At 67.6% G+C, this 25,995-nt stretch carries 22 protein-coding genes; 3 read left to right on the top strand and 19 right to left on the bottom strand.

The window, feature by feature from the left end:
- Positions 1-24: 24 nt before the first annotated feature.
- The 5 genes from lpxK to JYP50_RS17500 all read right to left on the bottom strand — a co-directional run bounded on the left by lpxK (position 25) and on the right by JYP50_RS17500 (position 6,333).
- Entirely contained in the window at positions 25-1,017 is a 993-nt protein-coding gene (gene lpxK / locus JYP50_RS17520; RefSeq protein WP_206561850.1) for a tetraacyldisaccharide 4'-kinase, read from the bottom strand.
- A complete protein-coding gene (gene msbA, locus JYP50_RS17515; RefSeq protein WP_206561849.1) occupies positions 1,017-2,852 on the bottom strand; it encodes a lipid A export permease/ATP-binding protein MsbA in 1,836 nt (611 codons plus the stop codon). The genes lpxK and msbA overlap by 1 nt, the downstream gene beginning before the upstream one ends.
- Complete coding sequence (locus tag JYP50_RS17510; protein ID WP_206561848.1) at positions 2,845-3,279, bottom strand: biopolymer transporter ExbD; 435 nt, start codon at positions 3,277-3,279, stop codon at positions 2,845-2,847. The genes msbA and JYP50_RS17510 overlap by 8 nt, the downstream gene beginning before the upstream one ends.
- Entirely contained in the window at positions 3,276-3,899 is a 624-nt protein-coding gene (locus JYP50_RS17505; RefSeq protein ID WP_206561847.1) for a MotA/TolQ/ExbB proton channel family protein, read from the bottom strand. The genes JYP50_RS17510 and JYP50_RS17505 overlap by 4 nt, the downstream gene beginning before the upstream one ends.
- Before the next feature lie 94 nt (positions 3,900-3,993).
- Positions 3,994-6,333, bottom strand: a complete 2,340-nt coding sequence (locus JYP50_RS17500; RefSeq protein WP_206561846.1) for a DNA internalization-related competence protein ComEC/Rec2 — start codon at positions 6,331-6,333, stop codon at positions 3,994-3,996.
- Between the two features lie 126 nt (positions 6,334-6,459).
- Between JYP50_RS17500 and JYP50_RS17495 the strand changes: the two genes are divergently transcribed.
- A complete protein-coding gene (locus JYP50_RS17495) occupies positions 6,460-7,029 on the top strand; it encodes a DUF2062 domain-containing protein (RefSeq protein ID WP_206561845.1) in 570 nt (189 codons plus the stop codon).
- Here the strand turns inward: JYP50_RS17495 and JYP50_RS17490 are convergent.
- The 12 genes from JYP50_RS17490 to JYP50_RS17435 all read right to left on the bottom strand — a co-directional run bounded on the left by JYP50_RS17490 (position 7,004) and on the right by JYP50_RS17435 (position 19,138).
- Entirely contained in the window at positions 7,004-8,296 is a 1,293-nt protein-coding gene (locus JYP50_RS17490; RefSeq protein WP_241263262.1) for an FtsX-like permease family protein, read from the bottom strand. The genes JYP50_RS17495 and JYP50_RS17490 overlap by 26 nt on opposite strands.
- Before the next feature lie 13 nt (positions 8,297-8,309).
- Positions 8,310-8,993: an ABC transporter ATP-binding protein gene (locus tag JYP50_RS17485; RefSeq protein ID WP_206561844.1), complete on the bottom strand. Its 684-nt coding sequence runs from the start codon at positions 8,991-8,993 to the stop codon at positions 8,310-8,312.
- Positions 8,986-10,245, bottom strand: coding sequence for a lipoprotein-releasing ABC transporter permease subunit (locus tag JYP50_RS17480; protein ID WP_241263261.1), 1,260 nt, complete (start codon positions 10,243-10,245; stop codon positions 8,986-8,988). The genes JYP50_RS17485 and JYP50_RS17480 overlap by 8 nt, the downstream gene beginning before the upstream one ends.
- 27 nt (positions 10,246-10,272) lie before the next feature.
- Positions 10,273-10,515 carry a (Na+)-NQR maturation NqrM gene (gene nqrM, locus JYP50_RS17475; RefSeq protein ID WP_206561843.1) on the bottom strand — a complete coding sequence of 81 codons (243 nt, stop codon included), beginning with the start codon at positions 10,513-10,515 and terminating at the stop codon, positions 10,273-10,275.
- A gap of 2 nt (positions 10,516-10,517) precedes the next feature.
- Entirely contained in the window at positions 10,518-11,597 is a 1,080-nt protein-coding gene (locus JYP50_RS17470; RefSeq protein WP_206561842.1) for an FAD:protein FMN transferase, read from the bottom strand.
- A 7-nt stretch (positions 11,598-11,604) separates the two neighbouring features.
- The gene (gene nqrF, locus JYP50_RS17465; RefSeq protein ID WP_206561841.1) at positions 11,605-12,828 is read right to left on the bottom strand and encodes an NADH:ubiquinone reductase (Na(+)-transporting) subunit F; all 1,224 of its coding nucleotides are present in this window, start codon (positions 12,826-12,828) and stop codon (positions 11,605-11,607) included.
- Positions 12,829-12,846: 18 nt separating this feature from the next.
- Positions 12,847-13,455 (bottom strand): NADH:ubiquinone reductase (Na(+)-transporting) subunit E, encoded by a 609-nt coding sequence (gene nqrE / locus JYP50_RS17460; RefSeq protein WP_206561840.1) that lies wholly within the window; start codon positions 13,453-13,455, stop codon positions 12,847-12,849.
- Positions 13,456-14,118 carry an NADH:ubiquinone reductase (Na(+)-transporting) subunit D gene (locus JYP50_RS17455; RefSeq protein ID WP_206561839.1) on the bottom strand — a complete coding sequence of 221 codons (663 nt, stop codon included), beginning with the start codon at positions 14,116-14,118 and terminating at the stop codon, positions 13,456-13,458.
- Between the two features lies 1 nt (position 14,119).
- The gene (locus tag JYP50_RS17450; protein ID WP_206561838.1) at positions 14,120-14,893 is read right to left on the bottom strand and encodes a Na(+)-translocating NADH-quinone reductase subunit C; all 774 of its coding nucleotides are present in this window, start codon (positions 14,891-14,893) and stop codon (positions 14,120-14,122) included.
- Positions 14,883-16,082 carry an NADH:ubiquinone reductase (Na(+)-transporting) subunit B gene (locus JYP50_RS17445; RefSeq protein WP_206561837.1) on the bottom strand — a complete coding sequence of 400 codons (1,200 nt, stop codon included), beginning with the start codon at positions 16,080-16,082 and terminating at the stop codon, positions 14,883-14,885. The genes JYP50_RS17450 and JYP50_RS17445 overlap by 11 nt, the downstream gene beginning before the upstream one ends.
- Positions 16,083-16,085: 3 nt before the next feature.
- The gene (locus tag JYP50_RS17440; RefSeq protein WP_206561836.1) at positions 16,086-17,435 is read right to left on the bottom strand and encodes a Na(+)-translocating NADH-quinone reductase subunit A; all 1,350 of its coding nucleotides are present in this window, start codon (positions 17,433-17,435) and stop codon (positions 16,086-16,088) included.
- 233 nt (positions 17,436-17,668) lie between these two features.
- Positions 17,669-19,138 (bottom strand): glyceraldehyde-3-phosphate dehydrogenase, encoded by a 1,470-nt coding sequence (locus JYP50_RS17435; protein WP_206561835.1) that lies wholly within the window; start codon positions 19,136-19,138, stop codon positions 17,669-17,671.
- 188 nt (positions 19,139-19,326) lie between these two features.
- On the opposite strand from JYP50_RS17435, the gene mfd reads away from it, so the two are divergent.
- Together mfd and JYP50_RS17425 are read left to right on the top strand one after the other, a co-directional pair.
- Positions 19,327-22,791: a transcription-repair coupling factor gene (mfd, locus tag JYP50_RS17430; RefSeq protein ID WP_206561834.1), complete on the top strand. Its 3,465-nt coding sequence runs from the start codon at positions 19,327-19,329 to the stop codon at positions 22,789-22,791.
- Positions 22,791-23,948 carry a CsiV family protein gene (locus tag JYP50_RS17425; protein WP_206561833.1) on the top strand — a complete coding sequence of 386 codons (1,158 nt, stop codon included), beginning with the start codon at positions 22,791-22,793 and terminating at the stop codon, positions 23,946-23,948. Before mfd ends, JYP50_RS17425 begins: the two co-directional genes overlap by 1 nt.
- Here JYP50_RS17425 and JYP50_RS17420 read toward each other — a convergent pair.
- Both JYP50_RS17420 and JYP50_RS17415 read right to left on the bottom strand, forming a co-directional pair.
- Complete coding sequence (locus JYP50_RS17420) at positions 23,939-24,685, bottom strand: S-methyl-5'-thioinosine phosphorylase (protein WP_206561832.1); 747 nt, start codon at positions 24,683-24,685, stop codon at positions 23,939-23,941. The genes JYP50_RS17425 and JYP50_RS17420 overlap by 10 nt on opposite strands.
- Positions 24,682-25,797 carry a mechanosensitive ion channel family protein gene (locus JYP50_RS17415; RefSeq protein ID WP_347136844.1) on the bottom strand — a complete coding sequence of 372 codons (1,116 nt, stop codon included), beginning with the start codon at positions 25,795-25,797 and terminating at the stop codon, positions 24,682-24,684. Before JYP50_RS17415 ends, JYP50_RS17420 begins: the two co-directional genes overlap by 4 nt.
- Between the last annotated feature and the right edge of the window lie 198 nt (positions 25,798-25,995).

The following is a 25,995-nucleotide window of genomic DNA, read 5'->3' as shown; positions in this document are numbered from 1 at the left end:
TGCCTGGGCCAGCAGCCGTGAGCGTCAGGACGCCCTGGCGGTCAAGGCCAGCACCGCGTCGACCAGGGGCGCGGGCAGCCGCGCGTCGATGCACAGGTACCAGTAGCGGCCCGCGTCCTCCGGCGCCAGCAGGCCCGCGCATTTTACCGCGTCCTTCTCGGTCATGATAACCGGCGTGTTCTCCCCGGCCAGGTCGGCGAGGCTAAAGTGGTGATGATCGGGAAATACGGTTTCGCTCACCTCGAAGCCGGCCGCGCGCAGGCTGGCGAAAAACTGCGCCGGCTGGCCGATGCCGGCGATGGCCCGGACCCGCGGGGACAGGGCCCCGGGGCTGAAGTCCCGCCGCTCGCCGCTCGCCACGTCCACCAGCGCCGTCGGCAGGTAGCGCACGCCGTCGCGCGCGCCGTCGCCGCCGCGCAGCAGCACCCAGTCCACGTTGGCCAGGCGGCCCGCCGGCTCGCGCAGGGGGCCGGCGGGCAGGCACCAACCGTTGCCCGTGCGGCGCTGTGCGTCGAGCACGGCGATCTCGAAGTCGCGCCGCAAACGGTAGTGTTGCAGGCCGTCGTCGCTGATGATCAGGTCCACGTCATAGTCCGCTTCCAGGCGAGCCGCCGCCCTGCCCCGGTCCGGGTCGACCACGCAGGGGGCGCCGGTGCGCCGGGCGATCAGCAGCGGTTCATCACCCACCTGGGCGGCATCGCTGGCGGCGGTGACCGCCAGCGGATAGGCGCCGCCGCTGCCGCCGTAGCCGCGGCTGACCACCCCGGGGCGGTGCCCCGCCGCCCGCAGGGCTTCCACCAGGGCAATGACGATGGGCGTCTTGCCGGTGCCGCCGACGGTGATATTGCCCACCACCACCACCGGCACCCCGGCGCGGTGGGACGGCAGCCATCCGCGGATATAGAGCCCGCGGCGCAGCGCGGACACCGCGCGAAACAGGATTTCCAGCGGGCGCAACAGCCACAGCCAGGGCGCGCCCGCGTACCAGGCCCGCTCGATTCGGGTGGCGCCGGCCATCAGTCGTTGAAGTGCTGGTGATAGAGCTGGGAATACAGCCCGCCCTGGGCCAACAGCTCGGCGTGGCTGCCCTGGGCGACGATGCGGCCGGCGTCCATCACCACGATGCAATCGGCGCGCTCCACCGTCGACAGGCGGTGGGCGATGACGATGGTGGTGCGGTCCGCCATGATGCGCTCGAGGGCGCGCTGGATGCGGTGCTCGGATTCGTTGTCCAGGGCCGAGGTGGCCTCGTCCAGGATCAGCACCGGCGCGTCCTTGAGAATCGCCCGGGCGATGGCAATGCGCTGGCGTTGGCCACCACTGAGGCCGCCGCCATCGTCGCCGAGTACGGTATCGAAGCCCTGTGGCAACTGCTCGATAAAGTCCAGGGCGAAGGCGGACTCGGCCGCCGCCCGCACCGCCTCGTCGGTGGCGTTGGCCAGGCTGCCGTAGGCGATGTTGTTGCGCACGGTGTCGTGGAACAGGGTGACGTTCTGGGACACCATGGCCAGCTGCGCGCGCAGGTTGTCCAGCTGGTAATCGGCGATCGGCACGCCGTCCAGGGTAACCTCGCCCTGCTCGATGTCGTAAAAGCGCGCCAGCAGCTGCACCAGGGTGCTCTTGCCGCTGCCGGAGCGGCCCACCAGCGCCACGGTCTGGCCGGCGGGCACTTGCAGGTCGATATCGCGCAGTACTGGCGACTCGCCGCCGGGGTACTGGAAGGTGAGCTGGCGGATGGCGAGGTCGCCGCGCACCCGTTGCGCGGTGTGCGTGCCGCTGTCGCGCTCCTTGTCGGTGTCGATCTGGGCGAAGATATCCTCCGCCGCCGCCAGCCCGCGCTGCACCGTGGCCTGGATGCCGCTCAACTGGCGGATCGGCTTGCCCAGCATGCCGGCGGCAGTGAGGAAGGCCACCAGGTCGGCGCTGGTGAAGTCGGCGATCATCACCGGGTCGAGGGCGATCCACACCAGTACCGCCAGCGCCATCGCCAGCAGGGTCTGGATCACCGGCGTGGACAGGGCGTCGGCGAAGGCCAGCTTCAGGCTCTGCTCGCGATTGTAGTTGCTGGCCTGCTGGAAGCGCCCCGACTGCTGCTCCTGGCCGCCGAACAGGCGAATCTCCTTGTAGCCGCCGACGCTCTCGTTACTGACCTGGGTGACTTCCCCCATCGAGTTCTGGATGCGCCTGCTGTAGCGGCGGAAGTGCTTGCCCACCACCGACACCACCAGCGCGATCACCGGCGCCACCACGAAAAACACCAGGGTCAGGCGCCAGTTCATGTAGAGCATGTAGCCGATCAGCACCAGGACGGTCAGGCCCTCGCCGATGATGACTTTGAGCGCCTTGGTCGCCGCGCCGGACACCTGTTCCACATTGAAGGTGATCTTGGAAATCAGCGCGCCCTGGCTGTGGCGGTCGTGGAAACTGCAGGGCGCGGCCATGATGCCGTCAAACAGTTCGCAGCGCAGCTTGTGGATCAGGTTGCGCGCCACCGTGGTCATGAAATAGGTGCCGGCGAAATAACCGGTGGCGCGGCCGCAGGCCAACACTACCGCCGCCACCGGCACCGCGATGCGGGCGAATTCCATCTGGGTGGTGGTGGTCTCGTCCCAGAACCGGTAGGCGATGCCGGCGACGATACCGCCCTCGGCGCCGCGGCTGTCGCCGAGTGAATCCAGCAAAAAGCGCATCATGTCGGCCAGCAGGGCATTGCCGGCGGAGTACAGCACGAAGCCCAGTACACTGAGCGCGAACAGGCGCCAGTAGGGCAGCGCGTAGGCCACCAGGCGGCGATACAGCTGCCAGTCGCTCATGCGCCCCTGGCGCGGTACGTAAGACGCGGGTTTAGCCATTGCTGCGGGCGCCGTCCTGTGGCTGTCGCGTGGTGATGCTCAAATGCACAAAGCCCATCTGCCCGGCGGCGTCCATGGCCCGCACCACCGACTGGTGGCTCGCCTGGGCGTCGGCGGTGATCACCATGGGCAGGGTCGTATCGCCGGCGGAAATTTTGTAAATCGCGGCCTGCAGGGTGCGCAGGCGCGCATCGACCAGTTTCTGGCCGTTCACCCGGTAGTGGCCCGCCTCGTCGATCATGATTTCCACCTGGCGCTCGGGCGCCTCGCCGGGTTCACCGCTGGCCTCGGGCAGGTCGATGCTGAGCTGGGTCTCGCGGGTGAAGGTGGTGGACACCATGAAAAAGATCAACAGCAGGAAGACCACGTCGATCAGGGGGGTCAGGTTGACCCCGACCTCCTCGCGGCGCTGGCGGCGGAACTTCACCGGCGGCCCGCCGGCTGCTCTTCACTGTGCAGGGCATCGACCAGTTTGATGGTCTCCTGCTCCAACTCAACCACGATGCCGTCGATACGGCCGCTAAGGTAGCGGTGCATGACCAGGGCGGGAATCGCCACCGCGAGACCGGCGGCGGTGGTAATCAGGGCCTCGGAGATACCGCCCGCGAGGGCGCTGGCGTTGCCGGTACCCTGGGCCATGATCTCGGCGAAGACCTTGATCATGCCCACCACCGTGCCCAGCAGGCCCAGCAGGGGCGCCACCGCGGCGATGGTGCCGAGGGTGTTCAGGTAGCGCTCCAGCTCGTGGATCACATGGCTCGCCGCCTCCTGGATACTCTCCTTCATCACGTCCCGGCCGTGGGAGGCGTTGCTCAAGCCCGCCGCCAGGATACGCCCCAGGGGGGAGGACTGGCGCAGGGACTTGATGCGCGGGGCGTCGAGTTCCCCGGCCTTGATCTGTTTCCACACCGTGGCCAGCAGGTGCGGCGGCGCGATTTTTTTCGGGTTCAGTGTGTACAGCCGTTCAATACTGATCGCCACCGCCACGATAGAGCAAAGCAGGATCAGCACCATCAGCCAACCCCCTGCCGTCACCAGTTCGAGCACGCCCGGATCCTGTTACAACGAAAGTTGGCGCCATTATACGCACACCCCCTCGCACTGAGAAAGCGGCGCCCCCAGGCGGACCGAACAACGCGGCCTACAGCCAATAGCGCCGTTTCAGCTGGCGGTGCGCGATCACCTGGAGCTCGCCATCGGCGTGAAAAACCAGTTCCAGCGCACCCTGGCTCGCGGTGGACCAGGCCCGCGCCCCCGCCGCCTCCAGGCGCGCCACCACCGCCGGGTGGGGATGGCCAAAACGGTTGGCGTAGCCGTGGCTGTAGACCACCTCGGCGGGATTTACCGCCTTGAGCCAGGCGTGCGACGACGAGCTGCCGCTGCCGTGGTGCGCGGCCAGCAACCAGTCACTGGCGAGATCGCCGCGCCAATAGCGCACCAGCGCCCGCTCGCGATCGTCATCGATGTCCCCCGGCAAGAGCAGGCGCCGCCCGCCCACGCTCACCTGCAATACGCAGGAGCCGTTGTTGCGCGACAGCCGCTCCGCCGGGGCCGGCGCCAGCACCCGCAGGTGTACGTCGCCGCGCGGCCAGCGCCAGTGGTGCCCGGCGCGGCAGGGCTCGGCGACGGCGATGTCCCGTGCAACGGCCTGGTCACCGGCCGCGGCGACACGCACCCCGGCCCCGACCAGTAGCCGCGCCACCGGCAGCGCGCCCAGGATATCCGCCAGCCCCGCGCTGTGATCGCTGTCGCCGTGACTGACCACCAGGGTATCCAGGCGCGCGATACCCCGTTGCCGCAACAGCGGCAGGATCACGCTGCGGGCGATGGTGCTGCCCCCGGCCACGCCACCGCCGGTATCGTAGAGCAGCGCGCGGCGGCGGTCGTAGAGCAGCACCGCGGTGCCCTGCCCCACATCGAATACCAAGGCGTGTATCGCCTCCGGGGCCGCCGTGCGCGGCGTCGCGGGGGGCAGCAACAGGGGCAGCAGCAATGCCGGCAGCAGCGCGCGCACCCGCCAGTCCAGGGGCGCCACCAGCAGCGCCACCGCGCACAGCGCCAGCCCGGTTTCCAGCGGCCCGGGGGCGAGGCCGCGAAACAGCCACCCGGGATGATCCGCCGCCAGCGCCCGCCCCAGCGGCAGCAGCAGCTCCAGCGGTTGCGCGGCCCAGGTCCACAGCGTGTCCGCCACGGGCCAGCCGGGCAATGCACAGAGCGCTCCCAGCAGCGCCAGCGGCACCACGAACAGACCCAGCAGCGGTACCAGCAGGGCATTGGCCGGCGCCGATACCTGGCTGAAACCGCCGAACCACCAGCCGCACAGGGGCAGCATGGCCACCGACATGAACAAGTGGGTACCCAGCCGCTGGCGCCAGCGTGCGGCCGCCCCCGCCCACATGGCCAGCCACAACAGGCAGGCCACGGCGCCAAAGGACAGCCAGAAGCCGCTGCCCAGCCCCGCCAGGGGATTGCACGCGAGCAGCACCGCGGCGGCCAGCAGCAGGTTGTGCCAGGAACCCGCCCGGCGCCAGCAGCTGCTGGCCAGCACCACACAGGCCAACATCGCCAGGGCGCGCACCGTGGCCAGGCTGAAACCGGCCAGTGCGGTGTACACCGCGGCCAGCAGCAGCGCCGCCAGGCCGGGCAGGTGACGCGCATCCGCCGCCGACCCCGCCAACGCAAGCGCCATTGCCAGCGCCCTGCCCAGGCCGTAGCCCAGCGCCGCCACCAGGCCGATATGCAGGCCGGAAATCACCAGCAGGTGGTTGAGGCCGTAGAGCTGGAACAGGCGCCACAGCGCGGTATCGAGACCACTGCGGTCGGCGACCGTGACCGCCCCCAGCACCGCGCGGGCGTCGGCGGACAGCGGCAAGGCCGCGATACGCTGGCTGATTTGCGCGCGCAGGCGATCGGGCAGCGAGCCCGGGCCGGCACCGGGCGCCAGGCGCAGCGCGCCCTGGGCACGCGCGCTGCCGGTGGCGTCGATGCCGGTCTGGGCGAACCAGGCCTGCATGTTGAAGGAGCCCGGATTGACCAGCCCCCAGGGCCGGCGCAGGCGCGCCTCGAAGACCCAGTGCTCGCCGGGGGCCACGCTCAGCGCGCCGTAGTACGACAGCAGCGCGCGGCGCGGCCCGCCGCAGTGCGCCGGGCTGATGGCCGCCACCGTGAATTCGAAACGCTGCTGGCGGGTATCCTCGCCGATGTGGGTCACCCGCGGCAGCGAGGCCACCTCCCCCTCCACCGTCAACAGCTCACGCGCACAGTCCCGGGGCAGGCGCCGGTCGTTCAGTGCCGCGCCGTGGGCGATACCCAGAGCCATGCCCAGCAACAGGCCCGCGGCCATGCGCGCCGGCGCGCGCGGTGCCAGCAACAGCAGGGCCCCCGCCACCGCAATGGCAAACACCGCGAGAGCGCCGGGCAGCCACGGCAGGCAGGCCGCCAGCAGCAGGCCCGCGACCGCGCCGGCGATCGCGGCGCTCATCGGTGGGCAAGCCGTGGCAATGTGGGCATAATAACGGGCCGCTGGCAGCTGGCTGGGGTCGCGTGAGTGCTCCCCCAGTCGACCACAGCCGCCGGCGGGATGACATATCCAATCAGACCAGCCGCAATGCCCAAGCATACCCTCAAGCAACTGGTACCCTCCCCCGCGCGCGTGCGGGAGATCAAGGCATTGGGGATTCTCGGCGAGTGGATCTACCAGACCAATCTCTGGCACATCAACCGCTACTCGGCGTCGATGGCGTTTTTTATCGGCCTGTTCGTGGCCTTTATCCCGCTGCCGGGGCAGATGATCATCGCCGCTCTACTGGCCATCCTGGTGCGCTGCAACCTGCCCCTGGCGGTGGGCCTGATCTGGATCACCAACCCGCTGACCATGCCGGCGGTCTACTACCTGGCCTACCGCGTGGGGGCCCTGCTGATCGATGTGCCGGTGCAGTTCGTGCGCTTCCAGTTGAGCTGGGAGTGGGTGGGCAGCAGCCTGGGCGCGATCTGGGAGCCCTTCCTGCTGGGCTGCCTGGTCTGCGGCCTGTTCTTTGGGTCGCTGGGTTACTTCGTGATCAGCATGCTGTGGCGCTGGCGCGTGGCCAGCCACTGGAAGCAGCGCAAGCTCAGGCGACAGGCCCGGGCCGCGGCGGCAGGGGCCGCCGAGGTCAGCTCGCCTCCTGGTGAAGGATAAGCGCCGGCGCCAGTTTCGCGGCCCGCAGCGCGGGATAGATCGCCGCCAGTACGCACATGGCGAAGGCCACCCCACCCACCAGCAACACATCCCCCGGCAACACGTCCACCGGCAGGAAGGACACCGGGTAGACATCGGTACTGAGAAAGCGGTAATCGAGCAGGCTCTCCAGGCCGGCCACCAGCTCCGGCACCGCCAGGCTCAACAGCACCCCGCACAGGCAACCCAGGGCCACGCCCACCAGGCCGATCAGGGCGCCCTGCAGCACGAATACCCAGGCGATATTACCCGCCGACGCGCCCAGTGTGCGCAGAATGGCGATATCGCCCTGTTTGTCGAACACCACCAGCACCAGGGACGACACCACGTTGAAGGCGGCGACGGCGATAATGGAGAACAGCAGGATGGAAACCAGATCCCGCGACAGCTGGATCGCGGCGTACAGGTTGCCGTGGGACTGCATCCAGTTGCGGCTGTAATAGCCCGGCGGCAGGTTTTGCACCAGCTCCCACCCCACCCGGGCCACGTCGAAAATATCGCGGATGCCTACCTGCAGCCCGCTGACACCGCCATCCAGGCCCGCCAGCTCGGCCGCGCGCGCCAGATGCAGTACCGCGGTGGACTGGTCCAGCTCGGTGCCGGTCTCCAGCACCGCGCTCAACACCACGCTTTCAAAGCGCGCGGCGCTGGCCGCGCCGCCGCCGTCCAGGCTGGGCACGATCAGGGTGAGCCGGTCGCCCACCGTCGCGCCCAGGCGCTCGGCCACGCCGGCGCCCAGCACCAGGCCGTCCGCCTGATCGCGAAAGCGCGCCAGCGCCGCCGGGGACAGGGCCGACAGCAGGCCCTCCCGCGCCGCCGCCGGACTCGCATCCAGGCCCAGGCCGCGGGTCGTCTCGATATCGCCGCCGCGCAGGAAAAGTGCGTCAAACGCCACGAAGGGTCGCACCGAACGCACGTCGGGGTGCTCGGCCATCCGTTCGGCCTGTGACCGCCAATCCGGCACGCCGTCGTAACCTTGCACGCTGATATGGGGCACCAGGGACAGGATGCGCTCGCGCATTTCCTTGTCGAAGCCGTTCATCACCGACAACACGGTGATCAACAGGGTGATGGCCAGGATCAGACCGAGGGTCGACAGCGAGGACAGGAACGTCGACAGATGCCCCTTGCCGAAGGCGAAGGTGTAGCGCAGCGCGATGCGCAGGATTTCGTAGGCGCTCACCCGGGCATCCCCCGGTGGCGCCGGGCGGGCGTTGCGATGCGCCAAACCACGGGAATCCTCACCGGGGCATTTCCCGCAACTGGCCCTCGTGCAATTCGAGGGTGCGGTGCATGCGCGCGGCGATATCCGGGTCGTGGGTCACCACCACGAAGGCCGCGCTTTCGCGACCCAGCTCGTCGATCAGGGACAGCAACTGCTCCGCCGATTTCGGGTCCAGGTTGCCGGTGGGCTCGTCCATCAGCACACAATCGGGGGCGGTTACCAGGGCCCTGGCAATCGCCACCCGCTGGCGTTCGCCCCCGGAAAGCTGGCCGGGACGGTGGCTCAGGCGGTGCCCCATGCCCACGCGCTCCAGCATGGCCTCGGCCCGGCGCCAGGCCTCGCCGCGGGCGACACCGGCGATCAGCAGCGGCATGGCCACGTTCTCCCGCGCGTCGAACTCCGGCAGCAGGTGGTGAAACTGGTAGACAAAACCCAGGCGTTCGTTGCGCAGGCGGCAGCGCTCGCGCTCGCCCAGCTCCGCCAGGTCGCGCCCTGCCATCAGCACGCGGCCGGTGCTGGGGTCGTCGAGCCCGCCCAGCAGGTTGAGCAGGGTCGACTTGCCCGAGCCCGAGGCGCCCACGATGGCCACCTGCTCACCGGGCATCAGCCTGAACGCCACCCGATCCAGCACCTGCACCGTGCGGTCGCCGTCGACATAGGCGCGGGAGAGATCCTCGCACACCAGCACCGCGTCACTCATAGCGCAGCACCTCCGCCGGGGCGATCCGCGCCGCGCGCCAGGCCGGGTACAACGTGGCCACCAGGCTGAGCAATAGCGAGGCCAGCACCACCGCCAGCACATCGCCCCACTGCAGGGAGGACGGCAGCTCGCTGATGAAGTACACGCTGGGGTCGAACAGTTTCACCCCGAGCAGGCCCTCGAAAAACGCGGTGACCGGGGCGATGTAGGTCGCCAGCAATACCCCCAATACCGCGCCGGCGCCGATACCCGCGCCGGCCAGTCCCAGGCCGTGGGCGACAAACACCGCCATCACGCCCCTGGCGCTGGCGCCCATGGTGCGCAGCACGGCGATATCCCGGCGTTTCTCCGCCACCGACATCACCAGGGTGGACACGATATTGAAGGCCGCCACCGCGACCACACTGAGCAGCAACAGGCTGACCATGATTTTCTCCATTTTGACCGCGCGGAACAGCGAGCCCTGGGTCTGGCTCCAGTCGCGTACCGCCAGGTCCGGCGGCAGGGCCGTCGCCAGCGCGGCGAGGGTGTCGGGCGCCGTGTAAAGGTCGGCGGTCTTGACCTGCAGGCCGCCGACCCGACCGGGTTCGGCGAACAGTTTCTGGCCGGTGTCCAGCGACACATAGGCCTGGTAGGTATCGGGTTGGGCGCCGACTTCAAACAGGCCCACCACGCGCAGGCGCTTGCTGCGCGGGAAAACCCCCAGCGGCGTGACCGTGAGTCGCGGCACGGTCACTTCCACCCGGTCCCCCGGCGCCACGCCCAGGGCCCGGGCCAGGGTGGCGCCGAGAATCACCGTGAAAGGCTCCGCCTCCAGCGCCGCCAGGGCGGCCGGGTGAGTGGCGGCGGGCATGCGTGAGACCGAGGCCTCGCGGCCGGTGTCGATAGCGGTGAGCACGCCGCCGCGCATCAGGTGACGGCCGCCGAAGATCACCTTGTCGGTAATGTAGGGCGCCACCGCCTCGACCCCGGGCTGCCCCGCCACCCGCGCGGCCAGCGCGGGCCAGTCGGCGATGCCGTCGGCGGATTCGATATAACCGTGGGGGACCAGCGACAGAATGCGGTGGCGCAGCTCGCCGGCAAAGCCGTTCATCACCGACAGCACGGTCACCAGGCTGGCCACGCCCAGCACCATGCCGAGCATGGACACCATGGCGATGAGGCTGGTGAAGCGGTTGCGTTTGCGGCTGAAGCTGTAGCGCAGACCGATAAACAGAGCGTAGTGGTCGAGTATCCCGTTAGCTGGCCGCAAAATCCCTGCGTTCCCGAATGGTGGAGGTTATTTTTTATCGGCGGCGTAGAACAGCTCGCGCTTGCCGGCGACAGCCTGCTCGTTCCCGTCGCGGGTCTCCTCGTCGCAGCGCTTGGGGTCGCCGCCACAGATTTCGCAGGACTGGTCGATACCCAGGGCGCCGATGCCGCCGCAGGAACCCTTGATGGGCTCGCGGCCGGCGATCACACCCACCGCCATGGCGGCGATAACCATCGCAAATACCAGTGCACTGATCAGGAAAATGGCCATGCTTACCTCTCGGGGGCACCCTGCCCCTGTGTCGTGGCGCCGTCCGGCCCTTCCAGATAGGGGGCGAAGCTCGCGCTGTGGCTGGCGACAAAGTCATCCCCCTGCCGCCGGATAAAATATACCGCCAACGCCTGGGCGTTGGCCACTCTCATGGCGTCCTCGGCGCCCAGCACCTCCAGCGCCGTGGCCCAGGCGTCCGCGACCATCGCGGTGTCCGCCACCACGGTCACCGACACCAGGTCGTGGGCCACCGGGTAACCGCTGCGCGGGTCGATGCTGTGGGAGTAGCGCCGTCCGTCCATCTCGAAGAAATTGCGGTAGTCGCCGGAAGTGGCCACCGCCGCGTCCCCTGGCCGCAGCGCCACCGCCGGCGCCCGCGCGCCGGCGGTGGGTTGCTCGACGGCGATACGCCAGGCATCGCCCCGTGGGCTGCTGCCGGACAAACGCATCTCGCCCCCCACTTCGACCAGGAAATCCGCGATTTGTTGCCCGAGCAGGTAGCGCGCCAGCTCATCCACCGCATAGCCCTTGGCGATGGAGGAAAAATCCACGCTGACCGCGCGCGTCTTGCGCACCCGCGAGGCCGCGCGGTCAATTTCCAGGTAGCGCTGGCCGACTTGCGGCCGCAGGGCCGCGATCGCCGCCGCGTCCGGCACGCCGCCGGCGCCCGCCCCCGGGCCGAAGCCCCAGAGGTCGACCAGCGGCGCCACGGTCACGTCGTAGGCGCCCTCGCTGCGCGCCCCGATATCCAGCGCGGCGCCCAGCACCGTCAGGAAAGCCTCGCTGACGGTGAACCACTCCCCCACCGGCGCACCGTTGAAGCGGGTGATTTCCGAGTCATCGCGGTAGGTGGACATGCTGGCGTTAACACCGTCCAGCCGCGCCTGCAGCGCCTCCCGGACCGACTCCGCGGGGGGCGCGCCGCCCGCCGGCGAGTAGGTCACGCTCCAGGTGGTGCCCATGGTGCGGCCGTCGAGCCGCACCGCCTCGCCAGCGCCGGACCCGCAACCCGCCAGGACCAGCGCGAGCGCCAGCCCGACACAAAAAAGCCACCCCGGAGAGTGGCTTTTTCGCCTGGCCATCAGGTGATCAGCCGCCGAAGTCATCGAGCATGATGTTTTCGGGTTCCACGCCCAGCTCGGTGAGCATCTGGATCACCGCCGCGTTCATCATCGGCGGCCCGCACATGTAGAACTCGCAGTCCTCGGGGGCCGGGTGATCCTTGAGGTATTCCTCATAGAGCACGTTGTGGATAAAGCCGGTGTAGCCTTCCCAGTTGTCCTCGGGCTGCGGGTCCGACAGGGCCACGTGCCAGTTGAAGTTGTCGTTCTCGGCGGCCAGCTGGTCGTACTCGTCCTGGTAGAACATCTCGCGCAGCGAGCGGGCGCCGTACCAGAAGGAGATCTTGCGCTTGCTGCCCAGGCGCTTGAGCTGGTCGAAAATGTGCGAGCGCATGGGCGCCATGCCCGCGCCACCGCCGATGAACACCATCTCGGCGTCGGTGTCCTTGGCGAAGAACTCGCCGAAGGGGCCGTACACGGTGACCTTGTCGCCCGGCTTGAGGTTGAACACCCAGGACGACATCTGGCCGCAGGGGATACCCTCGCTGCCGGGGGGCGGAGTGGCGATACGGATGTTGAACTTCACCACGCCCTTCTCTTCCGGGTAGTTGGCCATCGAGTAGGCGCGAATCACCGGCTCCTTGACCTCGGACTGCAGCTTGAAGAAGCCAAAGCGCTCCCAGTCGCCGCGGTACTCCTCGTCGATGTCGAAGTCGGCGTACTTGACCAGGTGCGGGGGGCACTCCAGCTGCACGTAACCACCGGCGCGGAAATCCACGTTCTCGCCTTCCGGCAGGCGCAGGGTGAGCTCCTTGATGAAGGTGGCCACGTTGGGGTTGGACTCCACCGTGCACTCCCACTGCTTGACGCCGAACACTTCCTCCGGCACCTGGATCTTCATGTCCTGCTTGACCGCGGTCTGGCAGGACAGGCGCCAGCCCTCGTTGGCCTCGCGACGGGTGAAGTGGCCTTCCTCGGTGGGCAGCATGGCGCCGCCGCCGTCGTTGACGATGCACTTGCACTGGGCGCAGGTGCCGCCGCCACCACAGGCGGAGGGCAGGAACAGGCCGGTCTCGGAGAGCGTCTGCAGCAGCTTGCCGCCCGCCGGCACGGTGATGGTTTTCTCGCCGTTGATCTCGATGCTGACGTCACCGCTGCTGACCAGCCGCGAGCGGGCGAACAGAATGACGAACACCAGCGCCAGCACGATCGCGGTGAACATGCCGACGCCCAACAAAATAGTCATATCCATAATTAACTCTTACCCCGCTTAGATGTCGATACCGCCGAAGGACATAAAGCCCAGGGACATCAGGCCAACGGTGATGAAGGTGATACCCAGGCCCTGCAGGCCCGCGGGCACGTCGGAGTACTTCATCTTCTCGCGGATGCCCGCCAGCGCCACAATGGCCAGCGCCCAACCGACACCGGCGCCGGCGCCAAAGAACACGCTCTCGCCGAAGGTGTAGTCGCGCTCCACCATGAACAGCGAGGCGCCGAGGATGGCGCAGTTCACGGTGATCAGCGGCAGGAACACGCCGAGGGCGTTGTACAGGGCCGGCACGAACTTATCCAGGAACATCTCCATGATCTGCACGATGGCGGCGATCACGCCGATGTAGGACAGCAGGCCCAGGAAGCTCAGGTCCACGTCGGGCATGCCCGCCCAGGCCAGGGCGCCGTCGGCCAGCAGGTAGTTGTAGATCAGGTTGTTCACCGGCACGGTGATGGTCAGTACCACGATCACCGCGATGCCCAGACCCAGGGCCGCCTGTACCTTCTTGGAAATCGCCAGGAAGGTACACATGCCGAGGAAGAAGGCCAGCGCCATGTTCTCGATGAACACGGCACGGATAAACAGGCTCAGATAGTGTTCCATTTACGCAGCCTCCTCGACTGTGGTGTGCTTGGCCATCTTGAAGTCGGGCTCTTCCACCTGGCTCTTGTCCCAGCTGCGCAGGGCCCAGATGAACAGGCCGATCAGGAAGAAGGCGCTGGGCGCCAGCAGCATCAGGCCGTTGGGGTTGTACCAGCCACCCTCGGTGACCACGGGCAGGATCTGCATGCCGAACAGCTTGCCGGCGCCAAACAGCTCGCGGAAGAACGCCACCACCAGCAGCACCACGCTGTAGCCCAGGCCGTTGCCGATACCGTCGACGAAGCTGGGCAGCGGCGGATTCTTCATGGCGAAGGCCTCGGCGCGGCCCATCACGATGCAGTTGGTGATGATCAGCCCGACGAACACGGACAGCTGCTTGCTGATCTCGAAGGCGTAGGCCTTGAGCACCTGGTCCACCACGATCACCAGCGAGGCGATAATGATCATCTGCACGATGATGCGGATGCTGCCGGGAATCTGCTTGCGGATCAGCGAGATAAACAGGTTGGAGAACGCGGTTACGCTGGTCAGGGCGATACACATCACCACGGTCACCGACATGGAGGTGGTGACCGCCAGCGCGGAACAGATCCCCAGGATCTGCAGCGCGATCGGGTTATTGCGCAGAATCGGCTGAACGAGAGTTTCTTTCATCTCGGACATCTCAGGCCTCCCCGGCTTTCAGGTTTTCGATAAACGGCTGGTAGCCCTGCTCGCCGAGCCAGAACTGCACCAGGTTGGACACCCCGTTGGAGGTCAGGGTGGCGCCGGACAGGCCGTCGACCTGCCACTGGGCGCTGGAGCTCGACGGATCGACCGTGCCCTTGATCAGCTGCAGTTCGACCTCGCCGTCGCGGTACACTTTCTTGCCGGGCCACTTGGCTTTCCAGCTGGGGTTGTCCACCTCGCCGCCGAGCCCGGGGGTTTCGCCGTGCTCGGCGAAGCCCAGGCCGACCACGGTATTGAGGTCGGACTCCAGGGCCATGAAGCCGTAGAGCGTGGACCACAGCCCGTAGCCGTGCACCGGCAGGATGATCTTGTCCAGTTCACCGGCGCTGTCATTCACCAGGTAGACCTCGGCCAGGTCGACGCGGCGCTTGATCTTGGCAATGTCCTCGTCCTGGCTCAGGGTCTTCGACCGGGACGGGTCCTTGGAGGCCTTGCGCTGGTCGTAGGAAGCCGGGTCCACGGCGTCGCTGAACTTGCCGGTACGCAGGTCGACGATACGGGTTTCAACCTGCTTGAACTGCTCCTCGATGGACGCGCCCTCCTCCAGCATGCCGGCGGCGGCGAGAATGTTGCGCTTGCGATCGAGGGTCTTGTTGGCCTCCTGGGTGGGCTTGAGCACCACCGCGGCGGTGGACACCACCACCGAGCACACGATGCACAGGGAGAACGCAACGATCAGTGTTTTCTTGATGCCATCGTTACTGGACACGGGCGAGCCTCCGTTTGATATTGGCCTGGACCGCGAAGTGGTCCATCAGCGGAGCGAAAATATTGCCAAACAGGATGGCGAGCATGATGCCTTCCGGGAAGGCCGGGTTCATCACCCGGATCAACACCGCCATCACGCCAATCAGGATGCCGTAGGCCCACTTGCCGGCGTTGGTCATCGCCGCGGACACCGGATCGGTGGCCATGAACATCATGCCGAAGGCGAAGCCGCCGGTGACCAGGTGCCAGTACCAGGGCATGGCGAAGGCCGGGTTGGAGTCGGAGCCCACCATATTGAACAGCGTGGACAGGGCCACCATGCCCAGGAACACGCCGCCGACGATGCGCCAGGAGGCAATGCGCATGAGCAGCAACGCCGCGCCGCCGATCAGGATGGCCACGGTCGAGGTCTCGCCGATGGAACCCGGAATGGCACCCAGGAAGGCGTCCATCCAGTCCCACTGCGCTTTCAGCTCCGTCATGCCCTGCGAGGCCACCACCGACAGCGGGGTGGCGCCGGTGTAGCCGTCCACGGCGGTCCACACGGCGTCGCCGGACATGGAGGCCGGGTAGGCGAAGTACAGGAAGGCGCGGCCGGTCAGGGCCGGGTTGAGGAAGTTCTTGCCGGTGCCGCCAAACACTTCCTTGCCGATCACCACGCCGAAGCTGATGCCCAGGGCCGCCTGCCACAGGGGCAGGTCCGGGGGACAGGTCAGCGCGAACAGGATGGAGGTGACGAAGAAGCCCTCGTTGATCTCGTGGCCGCGCTTCATCGCGAACAGGATTTCCCAGAAGGCGCCGACGGCGAAGGCCACAAAATAGATGGGCACGAAGTACAGGGCGCCGAACCAGAAGCAGTGCCAGATATTGCCGGCGTCGTAACCGCCCAGGGACTGGATCAGCGCACCGCGCCAGCCGCCGACGTCGCCGCCGGTGACGGCGAGGATCTCGTTGGCCTGGAAACCCAGGTTGTACATGCCGTAGAACATGGCCGGGAAGGCACAGAGCCACACGGTGATCATGATGCGCTTGAGGTCGACACCGTCGCGCACATGGGCGCTGCTCTTGGTGACCGAACCCGGCGAGTAGAGAAAGGTATCCACCGCCTCGTAGAGGGCGTACCACTTCTGGTAGCGACCATCTTCCTGGAAGTGGTGCTCCATATTGTCAAGGATCTTGCGCAGTCCCACGTCTTAACCCTCCTTCTCGATGCGCGTCAGGTTGTCCCGCAGGATGGGACCGTACTCGTACTTGCCGGGGCAGACATAGGTACACAGGGCGAGGTCGTCCTCGTCGAGGTCCAGGCAGCCCAGGGCCTGGGCGGTCTCGGTGTCGCCGACGATCAGCGCGCGCAGCAGTTGCGTGGGCAGTACGTCCAGCGGCACCACGGTCTCGTAGCTACCCACCGGCACCATGGCGCGCTCGCTGCCGTTGGTGTTGGTGGTCATGGCCAGGGGCTTGCTGCCGAACAGGCTGCTCAGGTAAATCCCCAGGTTGGAGTGGCGGCTGGCGCCGGGGGACAGATAGCGCATGAACTCGCGCTGGCGGCCCTCGAGCAGTACCGACACCTGGTCGTGGTAGCGGCCGAGATAGGCAGTCGGCGCGTGGGTATTGCGCCCGCCCAATACCGAGCCGGACACGATGCGGTTCTCACCCTCTTTCAGCTGACCGGCGCACAGCGCCTGCAGGTCGGCGCCGAGACGGGTGCGCAGCAGCCGCGGCCGCTCCACCTGGGGACCGCCCAGGGCCACCACGCGGTCGGTGTAGAGCTTGCCGTCGAGGACCGTGCGGCCGATGGCGATCACGTCCTGATAGCCGATGGTCCACACCGGCTTGTCGACCGTGGCGCCACCGCGCAGGAAGTGAATGTGGGTACCGGCCAGGCCGGCGGGATGGGGGCCGGAAAACTCGGCCACCTCGATATTGGCGGCACTGCCGGCGGGCATGTCGGCGTTGGGGGCCTTGCACAGGTGCAACTTGCCGCCGGTCAGCCTGGCCAGCAGGTCCAGGCCCAGGCCAAAGGCCTCGGTCTGCTCGGCGATCACCACGGCGGGGTCCGCCGCCAGGGGATGGGTATCGATGGCGGTGACGAAGATCGCGGCGGCCTCGCTGTCGGTGGCGGGCACGCGACTGAAGGGCCGGGTGCGCAGTGCGGTCCACAGACCGGTCCGCACCAGCAATTCACGCACCGCGCCGGCGTCGAGCTGCCGCGCGCTGTTCGCGTCCAGGGCATCGAGGCCCTCGTATTGCTCATCGCCCGCCAGCTCGATCACCACCGACTGCAACACGCGGCGCGCGCCGCGGTTGATCGCGGCGACGGTGCCGCCGGCGGGGGCGGTGTAGCGCACGCCCGGCGTTTTCTTGTCGGTAAACAGCAACTGGCCGGCCTTGACGGTATCGCCGACCGCCACCTCCATGGTGGGTTTCATGCCGACGTAGTCGAAGCCGACCAGCGCGACGGCGCGGGCGGCGGGGGCATCTTCTATGGTTTGCTGGGGCGCGCCCTGAATGGGAATATCAAGGCCCCGCTTGATCTTGATCATACGATCTGCCTGCAGATTGAGAACAAAAGTGTAGCGACTGGAGACACGATGTGCGTTCCCGCCGGCATCCCGGGAGGAAAACACGCCCCGGCTAACGATTTTTGCCCGAAAAATGAGCGATTTTCGTTACCCGAATCCGAGCCGCGCGCATTATAGCGGAATGCCCCCCCAAAAGGCCAATGGATTGGGGGAGCAGTCAGTTGATTTTGAACAGGTTTTTCGCGAGACGGATCTCAGCCCTCTCGCGGAAACACGCGGTAGTGGATACCGGCCATCTGCTCGAGGATGCGATACACCTGGCAGCTGTAGCCGAACTCGTTGTCGTACCACAGGTAAACCACCGCCTGGGTGCCATTGACGATGGTGGCCTGGGCGTCGTAGATACAGGCGTGACGCGAACCGACGAAATCGGAGGACACCACTTCCGGCGAGTTGGAGTAGTCGATCTGCTTGCGCAGGGGCGAGTGCAGCGCGATATCGCGCATGAACTCGTTGAGGCCGTCCTTGTCGGTGGCCCGGCCCAGGGTCAGGTTGAGAATGGCCATCGACACGTTGGGCGTGGGCACGCGAATGGCGTTGCCGGTGAGCTTGCCCTGCAGCTGGGGCAGTACCTTGCCCACCGCCTTGGCGGCGCCGGTCTCGGTGAGCACCATGTTCAGCGGCGCGCTGCGGCCGCGGCGCTCGGCCTTGTGGTAGTTGTCGATCAGGTTCTGGTCGTTGGTGTAGGCGTGCACGGTCTCGACGTGGCCGGTGACGATACCGAACTCGTCATCGATGGCCTTGAGCGGCGGCACGATGGCATTGGTAGTGCAGGAGGCCGCGGAGATGATGGTGTCCGAGTCCTCGATAATGTCGTTGTTGATGCCGGCGACCACGTTCTTCATGTCGCCCTTGCCGGGCGCGGTGAGAATGACCTTGCTGACACCGGGGCACTTCAGGTGCTGGGACAGGCCCTCGCTGTCGCGCCACACGCCGGTGTTGTCGACCACGATGGCGTTCTTGATGCCGTACTGGGTGTAGTCGATGCTGTCCGGGGAGTCGGCGTAGATAACCTTCACTTCATTGCCGTTGGCAACGAAGGACTGGCGCTCCTCGTCCACCCGGATGGTGCCCTCGAAGGCCCCGTGCACGGAATCGCGACGCAGCAGGCTGGCGCGCTTGACCAGGTCGTCGGGGGCCTTGCCCTTGCGCACCACCACGGCCTTCAGGCGCATGCTGTCGCCGCCGTCGGTCTTGTCGATCAGGATGCGCGCCATCAGGCGGCCGATGCGGCCAAAGCCGTACAGTACGACGTCGCGGGGCTCTTCCACCGGCTTCTCGGTGGCGCCGATCAGCTCGGCCATCTGCTCGCGCACGAACTCCTGCACGCTTTTGCCGGCGCCGTGACCGCGCTCGTAGTAGTCCACCGCCAGGCGACCGATGTCGATGTGGGCGGGACCCAGATCGAGCTTGGACAGCTCCTCGAGGATGGGGAAGGTTTCGAATTCGGAGAGCTCATTCTCCTCCACCTGGCGCACGTAGCGGTGGATTTTCATGATCTCCAGCACCGAGCGGTTGACCAGCGACTTGCCGTAGATATAGCACTTGACGTTGTGCTCGCGGGACAGCTTGCCGACGATGGGGATACTGCCCTCGGCCAGGGCCTCGCGCTGCTTCCAGTCCTTGAAGTAATCGGCGGGACGCTCTCTCTTTCGTTCGTTCACTGCGGGCTACCTTTTTGTGCTGGGATCGGGGGTTTTACGGGGCGCGTATTATCTTCTTCTACCCCCGCCTTCGCAAGGCGTGGCGGGCATTTTCACATCCCCGGCGGCCGCGGTGCTGGAGACACCGCCGTCGAGCGCCTACAATAGGCGCCCTTCCCGCCCCTCCGGAAAAAGCACGCGTAGTTACTATGTTCAAAGCGCTCATCGCCGATACCCCCTGGCCCGCCAAGGCCGGCAGCCGCACCGCCCTCGGCCCCCTGTCGGGGGCCGCACAGGCCCTTTGCATCGCCGAGCTGGCCAGCCCCGACCGCCTGCTGCTGGTGGTCACCGCCGACACCAGCGCCGCCCTGGCACTGGAGCGCGAACTGCCCTTCTTCCTGCCGCCGGGCGTCGAGCTGCTGGCCTTTCCGGACTGGGAGACCCTGCCCTACGACAATTTCTCGCCCCACCAGGACATCATCTCGGAGCGCCTCGACACCCTTTACCGGCTGCCGTCGATGGCCGCCGGGGTGCTGGTGGTGCCGATGCCGACCCTCATGCACCGGCTGGCGCCCACCGAGTACATCGCCGGCAGCAGCCTGGTGCTGGAGCCGGGCCAGATCGTCGATATCGACGGCTTTCGCCGCAATCTGGAGCGCAACGGCTACCGCAACGTGGAAACGGTGTTCGAGCACGGCGAATTCGCCCTGCGCGGCGCGCTGCTGGATATCTTCCCCATGGGCTCCGACGCGCCCTACCGCATCGACCTGCTGGACGACGAGGTGGACACCCTGCGCACCTTCGACCCGGAGACCCAGCGCACCGTCGAGCGCGTGGCGGCGATCAACCTGCTGCCGGCGCGGGAGTATCCGCTGAACGCCCAGGCGATCGAGCGCTTCCAGATGCATTGGTACGAGGCCTTCGACGTCGACCACGACGCCTGCCCGACCTTCAACGAAGTGAGTGCCGGACGCTCGCCGGGAGGCTGCGAATACTACCTGCCGCTGTTCTTCGAGCACTGCGCCACCCTGCTGGACTACCTGCCCGACAACACCCCGATCATTGCCCTGGGCGACCACCACGGCGCCGCCCAGCGCTTCTGGGAAGAGGCCCGGGAGCGCTTCGAGGAGTACGGCATCGATCCCCGCCGGCCGCTGCTGCCCCCGGAGCGCTGCTTCACCCCGGTGGAGGAGCTCTACCAACGCTTCAAGGAGCACCCGGTGCTGGAGCTGCGCCACAACCCCGACGCCCCGGTGCACGTGGCCAGCCCCAGCCTGCCGCCCCCGGCCCTGGGCGGCGGCGAGGACCGCGAGGCGCCGATGGCGCGCCTGGCCCGCTTCGTCGCCGGGCACGGCGGGCCGGTACTGCTGTGCGCCGAGTCCGCGGGGCGCCGGGAGATGCTGCTGGACAGCCTCAAGCAGCACGACCTGGCGCCGGACAGCGTCGCCGGCTGGGACGCCTTCCTGCAATCCGGGCTCGACTTCGCCATCACCACCGCCCCCCTGGACCGGGGCATGTACTTCGGCCCCGGCCAGCCCACCCTGGTGTGCGAGGCACAGCTGTTCGGCAACCGGGTGGCCCAGCGCCGGCGCCGCCGCAAGGCCGAGGACAGCGCCGCCACCAATGTATTCCGCGACATCAACGAACTGCGCGAGGGTGTGCCGGTGGTGCACCTGGAGCACGGAGTGGGTCGCTACACGGGCCTGCAGACCCTGGAAGTGGACGGCCAGGCCAACGAATTTTTGACCCTGGACTACGCCCAGGGCTCGCGGCTCTACGTGCCGGTGTCCTCGCTGCACCTGATCAGCCGCTACGCCGGCGCCGACCCCGACCTGGCGCCGCTGCACAAGCTGGGTTCCGACCAGTGGGACAAGGCCCGGCGCAAGGCCAGCGAGCGCGCCTCCGACGTCGCCGCCCAGCTGCTGGAGGTCTACGCCCGGCGCGAGGCCCGGGCCGGCCACGCCTTCGATATTCCCCGGGCCGACTACGAGCAGTTCGCCGCCAGCTTCCCCTTCGAGGAGACCGCCGACCAGGCCGCGGCCATCGACGCGGTGCTGGCGGACATGGCCAGCGGCCAGGTCATGGACCGGCTGGTCTGTGGTGACGTGGGCTTCGGCAAGACCGAGGTGGCGATGCGCGCCGCCTTCGTCGCCGCCAGCAACCGCAAGCAGGTGGCGGTGCTGGTGCCCACCACCCTGCTCGCGCAGCAGCACTTCAGCTCCTTCTCCGACCGCTTCGCCGACTGGCCCTTCAACGTCGAGGTGGTGTCGCGCTTCAAATCCGGCAAGGACCTGGCGGCGGTGAGCAAGCGGGTGGCCGAGGGCGAGATCGACATCCTGGTGGGCACCCACAAGCTGCTGCAGACCGACTTCGGCTTCAAGGACCTGGGGCTGCTGATTATCGACGAGGAGCACCGCTTCGGGGTCAAGCAGAAGGAGGCGATCAAGGCGCTGCGCGCCGAGGTGGATATCCTCACCCTCACCGCCACCCCGATCCCCCGCACCCTGAACATGGCCCTGGGCGGGCTGCGGGACCTGTCCATCATCGCCACGCCGCCGGCCCGGCGGCTGTCGATCAAGACCTTCGTGCGCGAGCACAACATCGCCCTGATCAAGGAGGCGGTGCTGCGCGAGACCCTGCGCGGCGGCCAGGTGTACTACCTGCACAACGAGGTAAAAACCATCGAGCAGACCGCGCGCAAACTGCGCGAGCTGCTGCCGGAGCTCTCGGTCGCGGTGGCCCACGGACAGATGCGCGAGCACCAGCTGGAGCAGGTGATGTCGGCCTTCTACCACCAGCAGCACCACATTCTGCTGTGCACCACGATTGTGGAAACCGGCATCGACATCCCCAACGCCAACACCATCATCATCGAGCGCGCCGACCGCTTCGGCCTGGCCCAGCTGCACCAGTTGCGCGGCCGCGTCGGGCGCTCCCACCACCAGGCCTACGCCTACCTGCTGGCCCCGCCCCGCTCCGCCATCACTCCCGACGCTGAGAAGCGCCTGGAGGCGATCGAGGCCGCCGGCGACCTGGGCGCCGGCTACCTGCTGGCCACCCACGACCTGGAGATCCGCGGCGCCGGCGAACTGCTGGGCGACGAGCAGAGCGGGCAGATCCACAGCGTCGGCTTCAGCCTCTATATGCAGATGCTGGAGCAGGCGGTGGCGGCCCTGCGCCGGGGCGAGATTCCCAACGTGGACGCGCCCCTGGACGCCGGCACCGAGGTCAACCTGCACACCGCGGCGCTGATCCCCGAGGACTACCTGCCGGACATCAACACCCGCCTGGTGCTGTACAAGCGCATCGCCGCCGCCACCAGCGAGGAGGCGCTGCGGGAGATCCAGGTGGAGATGATCGACCGCTTCGGCCTGCTGCCGCCGCAAGTGGACAACCTGGTCCAGGTGTCGCGCCTGCGCATCCGCGCCCAGGGCCTGGGCATCCGCGCCATTGAGGTGGGCGCCCAGGGTGGTAATATCGATTTCAACGACAACACCCGGGTCAACCCGCTGTCGCTGGTGAAACTGGTGCAATCCGACCCCAAGGCCTACCAACTGGCCGGGGCCACGCGACTGCGCTTCTACCGCGACATGGAGCAGCCCGCCGACCGCCAGCGCTATGCCGAACAGCTGCTGGATACCTTCGCCGCCGACGCCAGGGAAAACGCCGCCTGATGAAGCCCCTAAATGCAATCGCCGCCCTGACCACCGTCCTCGCGCTGGGCCCCGCCACCGCGACCGCCGATAACTGGTACCGGGTCGAGCTGCTGGTATTCGGTCAGGGCGGTTCCGCGGCGGCGAGCCAGGAGCGCTGGGACCCGGAGCCGACCCTGTCCTACCCGGACCGGCAGCGCTTCCTGGTCTACCCGGAGCGCGTGGCACGGCGCCTGGCGGAACACCCCGGCGCCACCAGCGAGGTGGACGCCCTCGGCCGCCAGGTCATCACCCTGCCCGCCCGGGAATTACCGTCGCCGGACGTATCCACGCCGGGCGACTCCACGCCGGGCGACTCCACGCCGGGCGACTCCACGCCGGACGAATCCACACCGGACGAATTCACTTTCGGGGAGGACATCCCGCGGCGCGGAGAGAGCGCCCGGGAAGCCACCGCCGGGGAACCCCTGGACCCCAACGCCATGGCCGCGATAGAGGAAGCCGCGCCCCCGGCCCTGCCGGAGCCCTTTGTGGCGCGCCCGATCGACGAACTGCAATATCGCGGCAAGGCGGCCTACATGGAGCGCCACGGCCCCTACCGCGTGCTGTTTCACCAGAGCTGGGTGCAGCCGGTGGCGAGCGAGTCCCGGGCCCTGCCCATTGTGCTGGACGACTCCGGCGCCAACGGCGCCTGGCCCGAACTCCAGGGCAGCGTGAAACTGTACGCCGCGCGCTACCTGCATATCGAGACCGACCTGTGGCTCAACACCGACGGCAACTACCTGCCAGACTACTGGCACATGCCCCCGCCGCCCCTGGGGCCGGCGTCGGTGGTGATCGAGGAGCCGCCGCTACCGGAAGGTTTCGCGGCCGTGTCCGGCGATGGTTTCGACACGCCAGTGCCGTTCGCCGACGATGCCGCTGGCGACCCTGAAACCCGCGGTGAAAATACCGAAGACACGCAGGCCGGCCCCGCCTATCCCTACCGCCACGCGGTACGGCTGGCGCAATCCCGCCGCATGCGCAGCGCCGAGGTTCACTACATCGACCATCCCATGCTGGGCGTGGTGGTGAAACTCACGCCGCTGGACGAAGAGGCCCTGCGGGAGCTGGCCGCGGCGGATGCCGAGCGCGCGGAGGCCGAGGCGGAAAGCGCCGACGACGGCGCTCAGGAGTAGCGCCGCAGCACCAGCTCGGTGAGCAGGCCGCGCACCACCGCGGTTTCCCGCCGCAGGATATCGCGCATCATATCGAGCGACAGCGGCACGTCCCCCAGGCCCGCCGCCGGATTGACCACCATGCACAGCGCGGCGTAGGCCAGCCCCAGCTCGCGCGCGAGGGCCGCTTCGGGCATCCCGGTCATGCCCACCAAATCGCAACCATCGGCGGCCATGCGCCGCACTTCCGCCGCGGTTTCCAGGCGCGGCCCCTGGGCCACGCCGTGCACACCGCCGTCGACGAAGTCGATGTCGCGACTGTGGGCGGCCCGCGCCAGCGCCAGGCGCAGGTCGCGGTCGTAGGGCTCGGTGAAATCGATATGCAGCAGGCGGCCGCCGCCGCCATCGTCGAAGGTGTGTTCCCGCCCCCAGGTGTAATCGATCAGCTGGTCGGGAATCACCAGCCGCCCGGGCAGCATGTCGTCGCCGATGCCGCCCACCGCGTTGATACCCACCACCTCGGTCACCCCGAGGGATTGCAGCGCCCACAGGTTGGCGCGGTAATTGACCAGGTGCGGCGGAATGGCGGCGGGACTGCCGTGGCGATGCAGGAAGAACACTTCGGCACTGCCCAGCCGCCCCTCCTGGATGGCCCGCGAGGGCGTGCCAAAGGGCGTGTCCACCGCGTGCTCCCGGTAGACCACCAGGCCGTCGAGCTGCTCGACGCCGGTGCCGCCGATAATGCCCAAGCGGGTCACGGGCGCGCCTCCCCGCCGGCGCCGGCCTCCTCCGGGGCCAACTGTTCCAGGTGCAGGGTGCGGGTGGGAAAGGCCACGTCGGCGCCGTGGGCGTGCACGATGTCCAGCACTTTCAACAGCACGTCCTGCTTGATGCGGTGGTACTCCACCCAGACCGTGGTCTTGGTAAAGGCGTAGATGAAGAAATCCAGCGACGAGGGGCCAAAGCTCACAAAATTGACGATCAGGGTGCGCCCGGTGTCGATTTCCTCGTGGGTCTCCAGCATCCGGCGCACCTCCTCCACCACCGGCGCCATGGCCGCGCTGTCCTGGTAGCGGATGCCGATGGTTTCGTAGATACGGCGGTTCAGCATGCGCGAGGGGTTCTCCACCGCAATCTGGGCGAACACCGCGTTGGGCACGTACAAGGGCCGCTGGTCGAAGGTGCGGATGCGCGTCAGACGCCAGCTGATCTCCTCCACCGTGCCCTCGATTTCGCGGTCGGGGGAACGGATCCAGTCCCCGGGGGCAAAGGGTCGATCGAGGTAAATGCTCATGGCGCCGAAAAAGTTGGCCAGCAGGTCCTTGGCGGCGAAGCCCACCGCGATGCCGCCGATACCGCCGAAGGCCAGCAGGCCGGAAACCGACACCCCGAGACTCTGCAACACCATCAGGCCGGCGATGATCCACAGGGTGATGCGCAACAGCTTGGCGATGGCGTGTACCGTGGCCTTGTCGGTGGAGCCGCGATTGCCGTGGCGCGCGTCCAGCAGCTCCTGCTCGCCCCCGGCGACCAGCCGGTGCAGGAACCAGGCCAGCAGCAGCACCAGGGCGGTGTCGTAGGCCTGGAACAGCGTCTCGCGCCAGCTCTCGCCCAGGGAGTGGACCTTGAGCAGCAGGTAGCCGGCCACCACCCAGATCACCACCCGCAGCGGCGCCTCCAGGGCGCTGACCAGGACATCGTCGAGGCGGTTGCTGCTGTGCCGCGCCACGCGGTGCAGGCGGCGCACGATCACACCCAGCGCCAGGTGTACCGCGAGGCCGGCCACGACAATGGTCGCGCTGCTGACCAGCGGGCCTCCGTCCTGCCACAAACGGGTGATTGCGCCAACGGCTTGATGTAGGACTTCCACGGACTCAGGACTCTCCGGATTGAGAAAAATGGGGGTCTGGATAGACGAATTTTTTATGTACGGAACGGCTCATAGCTCCGAGCAGCTATATAAAAGGCGCGTCGACTTTAAGTCAACTCTGAGAACCCGGCGCAAGCGGCTGATCTTCGGCGACAACTTTTCAAGCGACCTCTATCGCTATTTATTGCGGCGTTTTTA

Source organism: Parahaliea mediterranea, assembly GCF_017255185.1.
Classification (GTDB): Bacteria; Pseudomonadota; Gammaproteobacteria; order Pseudomonadales; family Halieaceae; genus JAFKCZ01.
This window is presented reverse-complemented; position numbering and strand designations above follow the sequence as displayed.